General features: G+C 76.0%; 14 protein-coding genes. 5 read left to right on the forward strand and 9 right to left on the reverse strand.

Annotated features, from left to right (window positions below; all coding sequences use genetic code 11):
- The first annotated feature begins 46 nt into the window (after nucleotides 1-46).
- Genes BM414_RS03500 through BM414_RS03510 form a run of 3 tightly spaced genes read left to right on the forward strand, consistent with a single transcriptional unit; the run spans nucleotide 47 to nucleotide 2356 of the window.
- The gene (locus BM414_RS03500) at nucleotides 47-850 is read left to right on the forward strand and encodes a CoA transferase subunit A (protein WP_093578054.1); all 804 of its coding nucleotides are present in this window, start codon (nucleotides 47-49) and stop codon (nucleotides 848-850) included.
- Complete coding sequence (locus BM414_RS03505; RefSeq protein WP_093578055.1) at nucleotides 847-1515, forward strand: CoA transferase subunit B; 669 nt, start codon at nucleotides 847-849, stop codon at nucleotides 1513-1515. The genes BM414_RS03500 and BM414_RS03505 overlap by 4 nt, the downstream gene beginning before the upstream one ends.
- Nucleotides 1516-1534: 19 nt before the next feature.
- Nucleotides 1535-2356 (forward strand): DUF1028 domain-containing protein, encoded by an 822-nt coding sequence (locus BM414_RS03510; RefSeq protein ID WP_093578056.1) that lies wholly within the window; start codon nucleotides 1535-1537, stop codon nucleotides 2354-2356.
- Between the two features lie 4 nt (nucleotides 2357-2360).
- On the opposite strand, the gene BM414_RS03515 is transcribed toward BM414_RS03510, so the two are convergent.
- The 5 genes from BM414_RS03515 to BM414_RS03535 all read right to left on the reverse strand — a co-directional run bounded on the left by BM414_RS03515 (nucleotide 2361) and on the right by BM414_RS03535 (nucleotide 7253).
- Nucleotides 2361-3530, reverse strand: a complete 1170-nt coding sequence (locus tag BM414_RS03515; RefSeq protein ID WP_093578057.1) for a glycosyltransferase — start codon at nucleotides 3528-3530, stop codon at nucleotides 2361-2363.
- A 74-nt stretch (nucleotides 3531-3604) separates the two neighbouring features.
- Nucleotides 3605-4774 (reverse strand): acyl-CoA dehydrogenase family protein, encoded by a 1170-nt coding sequence (locus BM414_RS03520; RefSeq protein WP_093578058.1) that lies wholly within the window; start codon nucleotides 4772-4774, stop codon nucleotides 3605-3607.
- A 9-nt stretch (nucleotides 4775-4783) separates the two neighbouring features.
- On the reverse strand, nucleotides 4784-5320 hold the full coding sequence (purE, locus tag BM414_RS03525; RefSeq protein ID WP_425432345.1) for a 5-(carboxyamino)imidazole ribonucleotide mutase: 537 nt from the start codon (nucleotides 5318-5320) through the stop codon (nucleotides 4784-4786).
- Between the two features lies 1 nt (nucleotide 5321).
- Entirely contained in the window at nucleotides 5322-6524 is a 1203-nt protein-coding gene (locus tag BM414_RS03530; protein WP_093578059.1) for a 5-(carboxyamino)imidazole ribonucleotide synthase, read from the reverse strand.
- Between the two features lie 54 nt (nucleotides 6525-6578).
- Entirely contained in the window at nucleotides 6579-7253 is a 675-nt protein-coding gene (locus BM414_RS03535) for an SGNH/GDSL hydrolase family protein (protein ID WP_093578060.1), read from the reverse strand.
- An 87-nt stretch (nucleotides 7254-7340) separates the two neighbouring features.
- Here BM414_RS03535 and BM414_RS03540 point away from each other — a divergent pair, with 87 nt between their 5' ends.
- Nucleotides 7341-7901 (forward strand): GtrA family protein, encoded by a 561-nt coding sequence (locus BM414_RS03540; protein ID WP_093578061.1) that lies wholly within the window; start codon nucleotides 7341-7343, stop codon nucleotides 7899-7901.
- A gap of 230 nt (nucleotides 7902-8131) precedes the next feature.
- Nucleotides 8132-9604, forward strand: coding sequence for an acyltransferase family protein (locus tag BM414_RS03545; protein WP_175551406.1), 1473 nt, complete (start codon nucleotides 8132-8134; stop codon nucleotides 9602-9604).
- A gap of 44 nt (nucleotides 9605-9648) precedes the next feature.
- Here the strand turns inward: BM414_RS03545 and BM414_RS03550 are convergent, their stop codons facing one another.
- The 4 genes from BM414_RS03550 to BM414_RS03565 all read right to left on the reverse strand — a co-directional run bounded on the left by BM414_RS03550 (nucleotide 9649) and on the right by BM414_RS03565 (nucleotide 15266).
- Nucleotides 9649-12609 (reverse strand): AAA family ATPase, encoded by a 2961-nt coding sequence (locus BM414_RS03550; RefSeq protein ID WP_093578063.1) that lies wholly within the window; start codon nucleotides 12607-12609, stop codon nucleotides 9649-9651.
- Nucleotides 12606-13757: an exonuclease SbcCD subunit D gene (locus tag BM414_RS03555; RefSeq protein ID WP_093578064.1), complete on the reverse strand. Its 1152-nt coding sequence runs from the start codon at nucleotides 13755-13757 to the stop codon at nucleotides 12606-12608. The genes BM414_RS03550 and BM414_RS03555 overlap by 4 nt, the downstream gene beginning before the upstream one ends.
- 86 nt (nucleotides 13758-13843) lie before the next feature.
- Complete coding sequence (locus tag BM414_RS03560) at nucleotides 13844-14392, reverse strand: PH domain-containing protein (RefSeq protein WP_093578065.1); 549 nt, start codon at nucleotides 14390-14392, stop codon at nucleotides 13844-13846.
- Nucleotides 14393-14423: 31 nt separating this feature from the next.
- Complete coding sequence (locus BM414_RS03565) at nucleotides 14424-15266, reverse strand: biotin--[acetyl-CoA-carboxylase] ligase (RefSeq protein WP_093578066.1); 843 nt, start codon at nucleotides 15264-15266, stop codon at nucleotides 14424-14426.
- Nucleotides 15267-15272 lie beyond the last annotated feature (6 nt).

The following is a 15272-nucleotide window of genomic DNA, read 5'->3' on the forward strand; positions in this document are numbered from 1 at the left end:
GCCGCGCCGGAGGAGACGGTGGTCGACTGATGGACGGTGTCGCCTGATGGACAAGGTCGTGGCGAGCGCTCGCGAGGCGGTGTCCGACGTCGGCGACGGCGCGGTGCTCGCCGTCGGCGGGTTCGGGCTGTGCGGCGTGCCGATCGCACTGATCGACGCGCTGCTGGAGCAGGGCACCAGCGGGCTGACGACGATCTCGAACAACTGCGGGGTCGACGACCAGGCGCTGGGCGTGCTGCTCTACGCCGGCCGGATCCGCCGCACGATCAGCTCGTTCGTGGGCGGGAACAAGGAGCTCGCGCGGCTGTACCTCTCCGGTGAGCTGGAGGTCGAGCTGACCCCGCAGGGCACGCTGGCCGAGCGGCTGCGTGCCGGCGGGGCCGGCATCCCCGCGTTCTTCACGCCCACCGGCGTGGGCACGATGGTCGCCGACGGCGGGATCCCGGTGCGCTACGACGCCGACGGCAACGTCGTCGAGACCAGCGCGCCGAAGGAGACCCGGCTCTTCGACGGCCAGGAGTACGTGCTGGAGACCGCGCTGACCGCCGACTTCGGACTGGTCCGCGCCGCGGTCGGGGACCGGCACGGAAACCTGGTCTTCCACGAGTCGGCCATGAACTTCAACCCGCTGGCCGGCATGGCCGGGCGGGTCACGATCGCCGAGGTCGAGGAGCTCGTCGAGCCCGGCGAGATCCGCCCCGAGCACGTGCACCTGCCCGGGGTCTTCGTCGACCGGGTGGTCGTCGTCGGCACCGAGGGCAAGAAGATCGAGCGGCGCACCACCCGCCCCCGCGCGTCGGCAGCTCCGCTGGCCGCCGGCGGAGAGGAAGCCACGGAGGAGAACCGGTGACCCTCACCCGCGACCAGCTCGCCGCCCGCGTCGCCCAGGAGCTCGAGGACGGCGCCTACGTCAACCTCGGCATCGGCATGCCCACGCTGGTGCCCAACCACGTGCCCGACGGCGTGCACGTCGTCCTGCACTCGGAGAACGGCGTCCTCGGCGTCGGCCCGTACCCGTTCGAGGGCGACGAGGACCCCGACCTGATCAACGCCGGCAAGGAGACCGTGACGGTCCTGCCGGGTGCCAGCTTCTTCGACTCCGCGATGAGCTTCGGCATGATCCGCGGCAAGCACCTGGACCTGGCCATCCTCGGCGCGATGCAGGTCAACCCCCGCGGCGACCTCGCCAACTGGCTGATCCCCGGGAAGATGGTCAACGGCATGGGCGGGGCGATGGACCTCGTCCACGGCGCCCGGCGCGTGGTGATCATGATGGAGCACGTGGCCCGCGACGGGACGCCGAAGCTGGTCGACGAGTGCTCGCTGCCCCTGACCGGCAAGGGCTGCGTCGACCGCGTCATCACCGACCTCGCCGTCGTCGACGTGACGCCGGAGGGGTTCGTGCTGCGCGAGGTCGCGCCCGGCGTCACCGCCGACGAGGTCGTCGAGAAGACCGGCGCTCCCCTGGCGGTGCCCGGCGACGTCCCGACGATGGCCCTCCCGGCGACGGTCTGAGCGCCGCGGCCCCCTGCCGGTGACGTTCTCGGTCGTCGCCCGCGACCCGGACACCGGGGAGATGGGCATCGCGGTCTCCTCCTGCATCCTCGCCGTCGGCCGGGCCGTACCCAGCGCCCGGCCGGGCGTCGGCGTCGTCGCGGTGCAGGCCCGCAGCCCGCGGGGCTCCGGGCACGTGCTGCTCTCCGGGCTGGCCGAGGGAACGGCGCCGGCGGTGCTGGTGCGCCGGGCCGCGCACGCCGCCGAGGACCAGGACCGGCAGATCGCGGTGCTCGACGCGGCCGGCGCGGTCGCCGCGGACACCGGGCCGGGCTCGTTCCCGGTCAGCGGTCACCTGCTGGGCGAGGGCTGGAGCGTGCAGGGCAACATGCTCACCTCGCCGGAGGTGCTGCCGGCGATGGCGCAGGCCTACGAGGCCGCCCGGGGCGACCTGGCCGACCGGCTGCTGGCCGCCCTGACCGTGGGCCAGGACACCGGCGGTGACCTGCGGGGACGGCAGTCCGCGGCACTGCTCGTGGTCAGCGGCGAGCCGGCCACCGAGGAGGACGACGGCGTGCGGACGGACCTGCGCGTCGACGACTCCGGGGACCCGGTCGCCCAGCTGCGGATGCTGCGCAACCTGCAGCGCGCCTACGACGAGCGCGACTACGAGACCCTCGCCCTGTTCGCCCCCGAGGGCGCGCGCGACCTCTACGCCGCCCTGGCCGCCTCCCGGCGCGGCGACCGGACCGCCGCGCGCGAGGCGCTCGAGGCGGTGCGCGCGCGGCCCGGCTGGTCGGCGTGGCTGGCCTCGATGGCCGGCGACTCGCGCCTGTCGGCGGTCTCCCGCCTGCTCGGCTGAGCGCTCAGCCGGCCGACCGCGAGCCGGAGGCGGCGACCACCCGGCGCAGCGCCTCCTCCATCATCACCGCCGCGGCGTCCCAGCTCAGCGCCTGGACGGCGGCGCGGGCCTGCTGCGCCTCGGCGGCCGAGCCCGGGGACCGCAGCAGGTCCTCGACCTGTGCGGCGAACTCCGCGCCGGTCGAGGCGATGCGCAGGTGCGCCCGGATCTCCGGCGGCAGACCGCGGCTGCCGATGGCGGTGGTGAGGACGCCGCGCCCGGCGGCCAGCGGCTCGAGGACCTTGTTGTTGACGCCGGCGCCGCGCACGACCGGGGCGACGGTGGCCCGGGCCTCCTCGTAGACCTGGGCGAGCGAGTCGACGAACCCGGCGTGCTGGACGAGGGTGCGCACCCGGTCCCAGCAGGCGTCGCCGGTGCCGCGGATGGTGCTTGGGTCGCCGGCGCCGAAGGTGCGCACGCGGGCGAGGACGTCGTCGGGCAGGTGCACCGCGACCTCCTCGACGAACCACTCGTAGGACTCGCGGTTGGGCGGGTAGCGCCAGTCGGCCAGCCAGGCCAGGTAGCCCTCGTCCGGAGGCGTGGTCAGCGGGAGGTCGAGCAGGCTGGACTCGATGCCGTTGGGCACCACGCTGTCCGGCGGCAGGCGCTTGACGTGCGCCCGGTCGACCTCGCCGTCCTCGTCGGAGATGTAGGTGACGGCGTCGGCCATCGGCAGCAGGACCTGCATGACCGGCACCAGCTGGGCGGCCTGGAACAGCGCGGAGGCGCGCTCGGCGGGCGTGCGCTTCGGCGCGGCCCCGACCAGCCGGTACGGGCTGTCGACGAGCTCCACCAGGACCGGGCGCCCGGTGCGGGCCAGCACCGGCATCATCGGCAGGACGAACACGTCGCCGAGCAGGACGACGTCGGCCGCCCGTGCCCGCTCGCGGAAGGCCGCGGTGAGCGACAGCCGCCCGGCGTTGGCGGCCGAGGCGATGCCCGGCGCGCCGGGGACGTCGAGCCGGTCGACGGAGTGGCCGCGGGCGGCGAGCGCCTGCAGCAGGTTGTCGCGCCGGAGCCGGCCGCCGGTCAGCGCGGTGTGCGGGCCGTAGCTGGTGGCGGCGAAGATCCGCAGCGGCGCGGCCGGCGACTCCGCGTGGGGCTGGGGTGACGGTGCGTCGGTGCTGCCGGACATGCCCCGACGCTAGCAACCCGGGGAGGACCCGGCCCGGCGCGCGTCCGGCACCGGGCCCGGGTCCTCCGGGCGGCTCAGCGCAGCAGCGAGCGGGCGATCACCATGCGCTGGACCTGGTTGGTGCCCTCGTAGATCTGGGTGATCTTGGCGTCGCGCATCATGCGCTCGACCGGGAAGTCCTGCGTGTAGCCGGCGCCCCCGAAGAGCTGGACGGCGTCGGTGGTGACCTTCATGGCGACGTCGGAGGCGAAGGCCTTGGCGGCGGCGCACAGCCGGCCCAGGTCGGGATCCACCTTGCCGCCGGAACGGCCCACCTCGCCACGGGCGGCGGCGACGTAGACCAGGTGCCGCGCGGCCTCGATCTGCATGGCCATGTCGGCGAGCATGAACTGCACGCCCTGGAAGTCGCTGACCGCCTTGCCGAACTGCTTGCGCTCGCGGGTGTACTCGACCGCGGCGTCCAGCGCGCCCTGCGCGACGCCCACGGCCTGCGCGCCGATGGTCGGGCGGGTGAAGTCCAGCGTCCGCAGCGCGGTCTTGAAGCCGGTACCGGGCTCGCCGATGATCCGGTCGGCCGGGATGGTGCAGTCGGTGAAGTAGAGCTCGCAGGTGGGCGAGCCCTTGATCCCCATCTTCCGCTCCTTGGGGCCGACGGCGAAGCCCGGGTCGTCGCGGTGGACGACGAAGGCGGAGATGCCGTTGGCCCGCTTCTCCGGGTCGGTGACGGCCATGACCGTGTACCACTCGGAGACGCCGGAGTTGGTGATCCAGGCCTTGGTGCCGTTGAGCACCCAGGTGTCGCCCTCGAGCCGGGCGCGGGTCTTCATGGCCGCGGCGTCCGAGCCGGCCTCCCGCTCGGAGAGGCCGTAGCTGATCATCGCCCGGCCCTCGGCGATCGACGGGAGCACCTTCTGCTTCAGGTCCTCCGACGCCGACAGGATGACCGGCATCGAGCCCAGCTTGTTCACCGCCGGGATGAGCGACGCCGCGACGTCGACCCGGGCGACCTCCTCGATGACGATGCAGGTGGCGATCGCGTCGGCACCCTCACCGCCGTAGCCCTCCGGGACGTGCGTGGCGTGGAAGCCGGCCGCCGTCAGCGCCTTGTGCGCCTCGACCGGGAACCGCGACTCGGCGTCGACCTCGGCCGCGTACGGCGCGATCTCCCGCTCGGCGATGTCGCGGACCGCGGCCCGGATCGCGTCGTGCTCCTCGGTCAGCTGGTACAGCCCGCTCGTACTCACGAGTAGATGCTAGGACGTCCCAGCAGTTCCGGGTGTGTCGCTCCGGTCACCGGCCAGTCGGGCGCGCAGGGCGGCGTCGCGGGCGACCACGGAGTCGGCGAGGTCGGCCTGGAACCGCTCGACCGCGGCCCGCAGCGCGTCGTCGGACGCGGCCAGGATGCGCACCGCCAGCAGGCCGGCGTTGCGGCCGCCGCCGATCGACACCGTGGCCACCGGCACGCCGGCGGGCATCTGCACGATCGACAGCAGGCTGTCGAGGCCGTCGAGCCGGTCCAGCGGGCGGGGGACGCCGATCACCGGCAGCGGGGTGGCCGCGGCGAGCATGCCCGGCAGGTGCGCCGCTCCCCCGGCGCCGGCGACGAGCACCCGCAGCCCGCGCCCGGCGGCCGCCGTGGCGTAGTCGAGCATCCGCTGCGGCGTGCGGTGCGCCGACAGGACGTGCACCTCGGACGGGACGCCGAACTCCGCGAGGGCCTGCGCGGCCGGCTCCATCGTCGGCCAGTCCGAGTCGCTGCCCATGACGATGCCGACGAGTGGCTCGGTCACCTCAGTGCTCCTCGGAGAAGGCGAACGCGGGGTCGATCTCACCGTCGGCGAGGTAGCGGGCCGCGGCGACGGCGCGGGCGCGCACCTCGGCGAGGTCCTCCCCCAGCGCCGTCACGTGCCCGAGCTTGCGGCCGGGGCGCTGGCCCTTGCCGTACCAGTGCAGCTTGACGTCGGGCCAGTGCGCCATGAGGTGGTGGACCCGCTCGTCGATGCCCGGGCCGTCCCAGTCCGCCTCCGCGGCACGGCCGCCGAGCACGTTGGCCATGACGACGACCGGCGCGGTCATCGCCGTCGAGCCGAGCGGGTAGTCGAGGACGGCGCGCAGGTGCTGCTCGAACTGGCTGGTGCGGGCGCCCTCGATCGTCCAGTGCCCGGAGTTGTGCGGGCGCATGGCCAGCTCGTTGACCAGCACGCCGTCCGGCGTCTGGAAGAGCTCGACGGCCATGACGCCGACGACGCCGACCCGGTCGGCGATCCGGACGGCGAGTTCCTGGGCGGCGCCGGCGGTGTCCTCGTCGAGCCCGGGGGCCGGGGCGAGGACCTCGGTGTTGATCCCGTCGCGCTGCACGGTCTCCACGACCGGCCAGACGGCGACCTGCCCGAACGGCGAGCGGGCCACCAGCACGGCCAGCTCGCGGACCAGCGGCACGCGCTCCTCCACCAGCAGGCTGCCGTGCGCCTCCAGCAGATCGGCCGCCTCCTCCGCCGCCTCGACGACGAAGACGCCCCGGCCGTCGTAGCCGCCGCGCGGGGTCTTCACGACCACCGGCCAGCCCACCGAGTCCGCGAGGTCGGTGATGCCCTGCAGGGTCTGCACCTCGGCCCAGGCCGGCTGCGGCTCCCCCGCGGCGGCCAGCGCCCGGCGCAGGACGAGCTTGTCCTGGGCGTGCACGAGCGCGTCGGGGCCGGGAGCGACGCGGACGCCCTCGCCGGCCAGGGTGCGCAGGTGCTCGGTCGGCACGTGCTCGTGGTCGAAAGTCAGCACGGTGGCGCCGTCGGCCACGGCGCGCAGTGCGTCGAGGTCGCGGTGGTCGCCGATGCGCACGTCGGCGGCGACGAGGGCGGCGGACTCGCCGGGGTCGGTGGCCAGCACCCGCAGCGACTGGCCGAGGGCGACCGCGGCCTGGTGGGTCATGCGGGCCAGCTGGCCGCCGCCCACCATGGCGACGACGGGCAGGCCCGTGCGCGGGTCGAGGGAGGTCATGGCGCAGCCGGACGTGTCATGGCGCGGCCGAGGCTAGTGGCCGCACCGTGCGCCTCATCCACCGGCGGCCCGGGCGAGGACGGCGGCCCGCAGGGTGCGGCCCACCTCGTCGGCCACCTCCTGGGTGGGATGGGTGCCGTCGACGCTCGCGCCGGGCACCCAGCCCTCGCCCTCCCGGGCGGTCTCCCACGGGTCGACGAAGGTCCAGCCCTGCTCGGTGGCGACCAGCCGCAGCCGCTCGTTGTAGGCGGTGGCGACCTCGGCCTGGTTGGCGGAGGGCGGGATCGCCGAGACGACGACGGCGCCGATCCGCATCGTCCGCGTGATCGTCAGGACGTTGTCGCGGCTGGCCTCCCAGTCGATGCCCTGCGCGATGTCGTTGGTCCCGGCCATCACCACGAGGACGTCGCCGTCGACCGGGGTGACGCCGCTGCGCATGTCCCCCGTGGTGGCCCCCGGCACCGCCCAGCCGCCGCCGAGCACGAGCGGGTCGCCGAGCGCCCCGGGCACCCACGAGCCCTCGCCCCGGACCTCGCCGTCGGTCAGGGGCTCGAAACCGGCGGTCAGCGAGTCGCCGACCACGACGAGGACGACGTTCCCGGGGTCCGTGTCGTCGGCCTGCACGTCCGGGTCGGCCGTGCACGCGGCCGAGAACAGCAGCACCAGGAGCACGACCGCGCAGAGCCGCCGCGCGGACTGCGACCGGGACCGGCGGGGACGGGAAGGCATGAGCGCGATTCTCGCCCGGGCGACCGGCAGGGTGGCGAACCGCGCGGCGGCGTGCCCGGGGATCGCCGGCCCGTACAGTCGGCGCTCATGGCCCTCGTCCCGGCGCTCCGCCGTCGCGCCGGGAGCACGTGGCACCTCCTGCTCAAGGAGCTGAGCGCCTTCGGGGCGGTCGGCGCGGTGTGTTTCGCCATCGACGTCGGGCTGTTCCAACTGCTGTACGCCTCGGGCACCGGCGCGGTGACGGCGAAGCTGGTGTCCACGGTGGTGTCCACCACCGCGGCCTACGCCGGGCACCGGTTCTGGTCGTTCGCGCACCGGGAGCGCACCGGGTACCGCCGGGAGTACGTCGTCTTCGTGCTGGTCAACGGGCTGACGCTGCTCGTCGGACTGGCGGTCGTCGCGGTCGTGCGCCATCCGCTGGGCCAGGAGCACGCGCTCGTGCTGCAGGCGGCCAACGTCGGCTCCATCGCGCTCGGCACGGTGGTCCGCTGGTTCGCCTACCGGCGCTGGGTCTTCCCCGCCCGGGTCGGGGCGGCGACCGAGGCGGGGACCAGGGCGGGGACCGGGGCGGCTGCGGAGCCCGCGCTCCCGAGGGCCCGCGCCGGGCGCCGGATGGCCACCGCCGACCCGGCCACCCCCGGGGTCTGACGGCCGGACCCAGCCGCAGGAGACCCCCGGGACGCACGGGGCCAGGCAGCCCCGTGGGGCGGCTGTGACTGCTGTGCAGCGAGGGCGTGACGGAGCCGTCCGCCTGCGGGTGTCGTCCTCGAGCCGAGTGTCGAGATCGTTACCTTCGAGCCGCCCGGAGGTCGATCGACGGGCGACGCGCGATCCGGCCGATGGGGAGGCCGGGCCGCAGCCCGGACGGGAGACACGCGATGCGCAGGGCCACGACCACACGTTCCGCCGAACGGCGACTGGGCGTGCTCGACGCGCTCCGCCTGTTCGCCGCGGTCAGCGTCCTCGCGTTCCACTACACCGCGCGGCAGAGCCCGGCGTGGGGTGGGCCGGCACCCGAGGAGCTGGCGGGCGTGGGCCGGTGGGCCGCCTACGGCCAGATGGGTGTCCCGCTGTTCTTCGTGATCAGTGGCTTCGTCCTGCTCATGAGCGCCTGGGGCAAGGACGTCCGGGGCTTCGTCGCCTCCCGGGTGGGTCGTCTCTTCCCCGCCTACTGGGTCGCCGTCGCGTTCAGCATCGTGCTCGTCCTGTTCATCTGGCCGGAGAACCCGGCCTTCCTGGGACACGAGATCACCAAGGGCGGTGCGGTCCTCAACCTCACGATGTTCCAGGGCGCCTTCGGCGTGCCGGACGTCGACGGCCCGTACTGGACCCTCTGGTACGAGGCCCGCTTCTACCTGCTCATCGCCCTGTTCATGCTCGTCGGCATCACCCGCAACCGGGTGCTGGCCTTCTGTGCCCTGTGGCCGGTCGTCGGGGCCATGGCCGCGGGTTCCGGGTCCAGCTTGGCGACGGCGTTCCTCATGCCCGACTACGCGCCCTTCTTCGCCGGCGGCATGCTGCTGTACCTCATCTACCGCGACGGGCACGACCTCGGCAGCTGGCTGCTGGTCGGCCTGCAGGTGGCCTTCGCCCTCCAGTTCGCCACGCGCTTCTATCCCGAGGTCCTCCGCATCGACACGCCCTGGGCACCGTCCGTCGCCGTCGTCGCCGTCATCTGCGTCGCCTGCTTCGGCCTGGTCGCCCTGGTCACGCTCACCCCGGTGGCCCGTCACAGCGCTGCCTGGATGACCCTCGCCGGCGCGCTCACCTACCCCGTCTACCTCGTGCACGAGAACCTCGGCTGGTGGGTGATCCACCTGGTACGCGACCGTGTCGGGCCGTGGGGCGCCGTCGCCCTGGCGACCGTCGTCGCGTTCGCCGCCGCGTTCGCCCTCCACCACCTGGTCGAGAAGCCGTTCGGCCCGCGGCTGCGCAAGGCGACGCTGCGGATGCTGGAGCGCAGCACGGAGCCCACGGCCGCGACCCCAGCCGTGACCCCGTCCGCGACCGCCGTCCAGGCCCCGTCGCCCGCCGTGGCCGCCGGCCCGGTCCGGCACACCCGGGCCGGGGAGGCCGACGTCCGGCCGGTCCCCGCGCGTCCGTCATCGGGTGACCTCCACGTGTCGGCCCGCGAGCGCCGGCCGTACGGGAGCCACCACGGCCTCGACGCGGTGCACGGCCTCGACGCGGTGCACGGCCTCGACGCGGCACACGGGGAGCCGGTGCACGTCGAGCGGCGCAGATCCAGGCGCGGTGAGCGCGACACCGCCGACGCGGAGCCCTCGACCGTGGTCTTCCCGCCGGCGATGCCGCAGCCGCGGGTGGACCGGACGCTGTCCGGCACGCCTTAGCCGTCGCGGCCCGGTTCGCCGCCCGGTCGGACGACCCCGGGGCGTCAGCCGGCCAGGCGTGAGCCCGACCGCCCGGTGACGACCTCCAGCCGGGTGGGGATGCGGGTGCGCAGCTCCTCGAGGTGGCTGATCACGCCGACGGTCCGCCCGCCGCGGCGCAGCTCGTCGAGCACGCCCATCACCGCGTCGAGCGCCTGGGCGTCGAGGGTGCCGAAGCCCTCGTCGACGAAGAGGGTGTCCATCTGCACCCCGCCGGCCTCGGCGGTGACGACGTCGGCCAGCCCGAGGGCCAGGGCGAGCGAGGCCATGAAGCTCTCGCCGCCGGACAGGGTCTTGGTCGGCCGCCGCACGCCGGTGTACTCGTCGAGGACGTCGAGGCCCAGGCCGCCGCGGGCGCCGTGGCGGCCCATCGCGTCGCTGTGCAGGAACGTGTAGCGCCCGCGGGACATCTCCTGCAGGCGCCGGCTGGCCACCTCGGCCACCTGCTCGAGCCGCGCGGCGAGCACGAAGGACTGCAGCCGCATCCGCAGGGTGTTGGCGCCGCGGCCACCCACCAGGTCGGCCAGGCCGGAGACCTGCTCGGCGCGGGCCCGGCGCTCGGACAGCTCAACCTCGGCGGAGACGACGTCGCCGGCGAGCGCGTCCAGCGCGCCCGCGCAACGGCGGGCCTGGTCGAGGGCGGTCACCGCCTCCTCGCGGCGTCCGGTCAGTTCGGCGCACCGCTGCTGCCACGCCTCGACGTCGGGGCGTTCGCCGAGGTCGGCGAGCTGCGGGTCGGCGAGGGTGGCGACCAGGACGGCGCGGGCCTCGTCGTGCGCGCGCAGCCGCCGGTCCAGCGTCGCCACCTCCCCGTCCGCCAGCAGGGCAGCCGCCGCGTCCAGGACGTCGGCGAAGCCCGCCTCGGCGGCCCGCTTCTCCGCGGTCTCCCGGGCCTCGCCGGCGGCCCCCAGCGCGCGCCGCTCCTCGTCGGCGGCGGCGACCGCGGCCTCGCAGCGGCCTGCCTCGGCGGTCAGCCGGGCGATGCGGGCCGGCAGGTCGCGGTCCCCGCCCCGGGCGGCGTCGAGGCGCGCGGCCAGCTCCGCGTGCGCCTCTGTGCGGGCGGCGTGCTCGGCGGTGACGCGCTGCAGCCTCTCCCGGTCGGCGGTCAGGGCGGTGGTGGCGGCGTCGCGCCGCTGCACGGCCGCGGCGAGCTCGCGGCGGGCGGGCCCGACCCCCCGGGCGGCGGCCGCCACCTGGCCGAGCTCGGCCGCGGCAGCGGCCGCGCGGTCGGTCAGCTCGGCGTCGGGCAGGTCGCCGGCCCGCGCGCGCAGCACGGCGAGCTCCCGGTCGAGCTCCTCGACCGCCCGCCCGGCCGCGGTGCGCCGCTCGTCGGCGGCGTCGACGGCGGCGCGGGCGCGCTCCTCGTCGTCGGGGGTGACCGCGGCGCCGGCCGGCACCGCCGGGCGCGGGTGCTCGGCCGACCCGCACACCGGGCAGTCGGCGCCCTCGGTGAGCCCGGCGGCGAGCTCGGCGGCCATCCCCTCGAGCCGGGCGCTGCGCACCTCGACCAGCCGCTCCCGCGCCTCCAGCCAGGTCAGCCGGGCGGCGTCGGCCGCGGCGCGGGCACGGTCGAGCCGGCCGGTCACCGCGGCAGCGCCGGTGGCGGCCTGGAGCGCGGCGCGGGCGGCCTGCTCGGCGGCGGTGAGACCGGCCAGACGGGCCTCGGCGGCCAGGGCGGCGTCGAGCCTCTCCTGCGCCGCGGCGACGCGGGCCGGCTCCTCCTCGACGGCGCGGGCTCCCTCGGCGACGCGGGTGGTGAGCCGCGCCGCCTCCCGGGCGAGGCGGCCGGCCTCGGCGGCCAGGTCCGCGGCGCGGCCGGCCTCGGGCAGCAGGGTGCGGGCCGCGGCGGCCGCGTCGCGCAGCTCCCGGGCCGGCCCGGCACCGGCCGGGCGGCCGCCGGACACGGCTGCCCACGCCGCCTCGGCGGCCGCACGCTCGGCGGCGGCGCGCTCGGCGGCCCGGGCCGCGCGACCGGCGGCCTCCAGGACGTCGCGGAGGACCTCGGCGCGGCGCCCGGCGTCGGCGCGCGCCCGCAGCGGCGCCAGCTCGGGCTCGCGGGCGGTGAGCCGCTCGAGGTCGGCGCGGGCGCGGTCGCGGCGGGTGTGCCGGTCGGCCAGCGCCCGGGCGGCGGTGAGCTCCGCGTCGACCCGCGCGGTGTCGGCGGCGGCCTCGTCCGCATCGGCCCGGGCGCGGGTCAGCCGCTCGGCCGCGCGGACCCGGACCTCGCGCACCCAGGTGCCGACCGAGGCCCCGGGGCGGGCGCCGACCAGCTCGGGGGCCAGCTCCTCGGGCACCTCGACGTCGGCGATCTGGGCGACGCGGTGCAGCAGCGTGCTGACCCGGTGCCGGTCGGCCCGCAACGCCTCCTCGGCGGCCCGCCGCTCGCCGGCCAGCCACTCCTCGGCGCGGGCGAAGCGGTCCACGTCGAAGAGCGTGCGCAGCAGCCGCCCGCGGTCCTCGGGCTCGGCGCGCAGGAAGCGGGCGAAGTCCCCCTGCGGCAGCAGCACCACCTGGCAGAACTGCTCGGCCGACAGTCCCAGGCGCACCCGCAGGTACTCCGAGCCCTCGTCGATGCGGGTGCTCACCGGCGCCCACCCCTCGGCGGTCCGGCGCTGGACGGTCAGCTTCGCCTGCTCGGTGGTCTCCCCCGCGCCGCGCTTCTTCGGCCGGGTCTGCTCGGGACGGCGGACGACCAGCAGCCGCTCGCCGGAGAGGGTGAGCTCGCAGGAGACCTCGGTGCGGGTGGCAGCGTCGGCGTGGTCGCTCCGCAGCCGGCGGGCCTCGCCGCGGGCGCCCGGGACCGTGCCGTAGAGGGCGAACACCACCGCGTCGAGCAGCGTCGTCTTGCCGGCGCCGGTGGGGCCCCACAGCAGGAACAACCCGTCGCGGGCGACGTCGTCGACCCGGACGGTCTCGGTGCCGGCGAAGGGGCCGAAGGCGGTCAGCGTGAGGGTGTGCAGCCTCACCTGGTGAGCTCCTCGCGGGCCGCTGCGCCGAGCGCCCGGGCCAGCAGGTCGCGCTCGGCGGCGGTGATCCCCACGCCGCCGCGCACGTGGGTGACGAACTCGCCGGCGACGTCGAGGTCGTCGCGGCCGCGCAGCCGCTCCTGGTAGCTGCGGCCGTCTCCGCCGCCGCTGCCACCGATCCACTCCAGGTGGACGCAGTGCGCGAACCGGCCGCGCAGCGCGCGCATCGGGTCGGCCGGGCGGACCGGGTCGGTGAGCCGCACGGACACCCAGGCCTCCTCGGCTGCGGTGTGGGCGGGGTCGGCGATCAGGTCGTCGAGCAGGCCGGTGAGCACGGTCAGCGGGCGGGGCACGGGCAACGGCACGGACCGCACCCCGGCCAGCCCGCCGGCGTCGAGGTCGACCAGCCACACCTGCTTGTCCTGCCCGGCCTCGCCGAAGGAGTACCCCAGCGGCGAGCCGCTGTAGCGCAGCCGGTCGGTGAGCGTCTGCGGGCGGTGCAGGTGACCCAGCGCCACGTAGTCGACCCCGTCGAAGACCGACGCCGGCACCACGTCGACCCCGCCGACGCAGATGTCGCGCTCGCTGTCGCTGGCCACGCCGCCGCCGACGAAGGCGTGCGCCATCACCACCGAGCGCACACCCGGCCGGAGGAACAGGTCGGCGCGCACCCGGTCCATGGCCGCGCGCAGCACGGTCTCGTGGCTGCGGGCGTCCGGCACCCCGAGCTCGTGGCGGGCGATCTCCGGCTCCAGGTAGGGCAGCCCGTAGACCGCCACCTCGCCGTGCGCGTCGGTCAGCAGCACCGGCTCGTCCAGCCGCGCGGTCTCCGCCCGCACGTGCAGCCCCGCCTTGGTCAGCAGCGAGGAGAAGGTGCCCAGCCGCCGCGCCGAGTCGTGGTTCCCGGGGGTGAGGACGACCGTGGCCCCGGCGCCGACCAGGCGGCCGACCACACGGTCGAGGACGGCCTGCGCGTCGGCCGAGGGCACCGCCCGGTCGTACACGTCACCGGCCACCACGACGGCGTCGATCCCCTCCGCGGCCACGACGCGGGCCAGGCCGGACAGCACCGCCTCCTGCTCACCAAACAGGTCCGCACCGTGGAGGGACCGCCCGATGTGCCAGTCGGAGGTGTGCAGGAGCCGCATGGGCGCGGAGGGTAGGTCGGGGGTCCGACAGAACCGTCCAGGCTCGCCGTGACCGCCCGGTCACACCGTTCCCCGGTGAGCCCCCGTCATCGGTACAGCGGACCGGTGCCGGAGCCGAACACGGCCATCGCGCCGGGCTGCTCCCCGTCGGCGTCCTCCTCGACCAGCTGCACCAGCAGCTGCTGGACGTCGTCGCAGGCGGGCAGGCGCTCGAGCACGACCGGGCCGCCGTCGCCCGCGGTCTCGACGGTCAGCGTCCCGGACCGCAGCACCCGCTGCCACAGCGTCTGCCGGGAGGACACGTCGGTGATCCGCGACAGCGGGACGTCGCGCCCCCGCCGCGTGAGGACGCCGGTGCGGACGAGCAGCCGTGAGGTGGTGACGACGGTGTGGGTGGTCCGCCAGCGCAGCACCGGCCGCGCGACGAGGACGGCGAGCACGACCACCGCGACGGCGAGCAGCGCCATCCGCAGCACGCCCTGCTGGCGGCCGGCCGGGACCAGCGCCGCGGTGTAGGCGCCGGCCCCCACGACGACGAGGAACCAGACGACCGGCCAGAACAGCGTCGTCCAGTGCGGGTGCAGGTGGACGACGACCTCCTCGTCGTCGGCGAGGAGCTTGTCGGGGTAGGGCATCCGGTCAGGATGACCGAGCCGGCCCCGCGCGTCAGGCTCCGGCGGGGCGTGTCCGGACGTGCTGCACGTCTCCGCTGGCCAGCTCCACGGTGCCCTCGCCGGTGTCGACCACCAGCCGGCCGTCCCAGTCGACGGCGGTGGCGGTGCCGGCCAGCGTCGAGCCGTCGGGCAGCGTGACGGTCACCTCCGCGCCCACCGTGGAGCACCACGCGAGGTAGTCGGCGGCCAGGCCGGTGGACACCGGGTCGCCGAGCGCCGCGGTCCAGGCCAGGTAGCGCCGCTCCAGCGCGCGGAGGAACGCCAGCAGCACCGGCCCGCGGTCCACCGGGCCGCCGGTGACCAGCGTCAGTGACGACCCGGTGGGCGGCAGCTCGTCGGTGCGGGTGGTGACGTTGAGACCGGTCCCGACGACGACCGCGGTGCCGGTGGCCTCGGCGAGGATCCCGGCCAGCTTCGTCCCGTCGACGGCGAGCAGGTCGTTGGGCCACTTGAGCGAGGTGCGCACGCCGGTGACCTCCCCGACGGCCTCGGCCAGCGCGACGCCGGTGAGCAGCGGCAGCCACCCGCGGCGGGCGGCGGGGACGTCGGGGCGCAGCAGCACCGAGACGGTCAGCCCGGCGCGCGGCGGGGAGGTCCAGGTGCGGTCGAGGCGGCCGCGGCCGGCGGCCTGGTGCTCGGCGACGAGGACGGCACCCTCGGCAGCGTCCTCGTCGGCCGCACGAGCGGCGAGGACGGCGTTCGTGGACCCGACCTCGGGGACCACCTCCAGCGAGCGCCAGAGCCGGCTGCCGCGGGTCAGGGCTGCCTCCAGCGCCGGGGCGTCGAGCGGCGGGCGGTCGAGGTCGGACCAGCGGCCGGAGGGCGTGTCGGGCACTCGCCT

Origin of the sequence: Geodermatophilus amargosae (assembly GCF_900116515.1) — a bacterium.
Lineage (GTDB): Bacteria > Actinomycetota > Actinomycetes > Mycobacteriales > Geodermatophilaceae > Geodermatophilus > Geodermatophilus amargosae.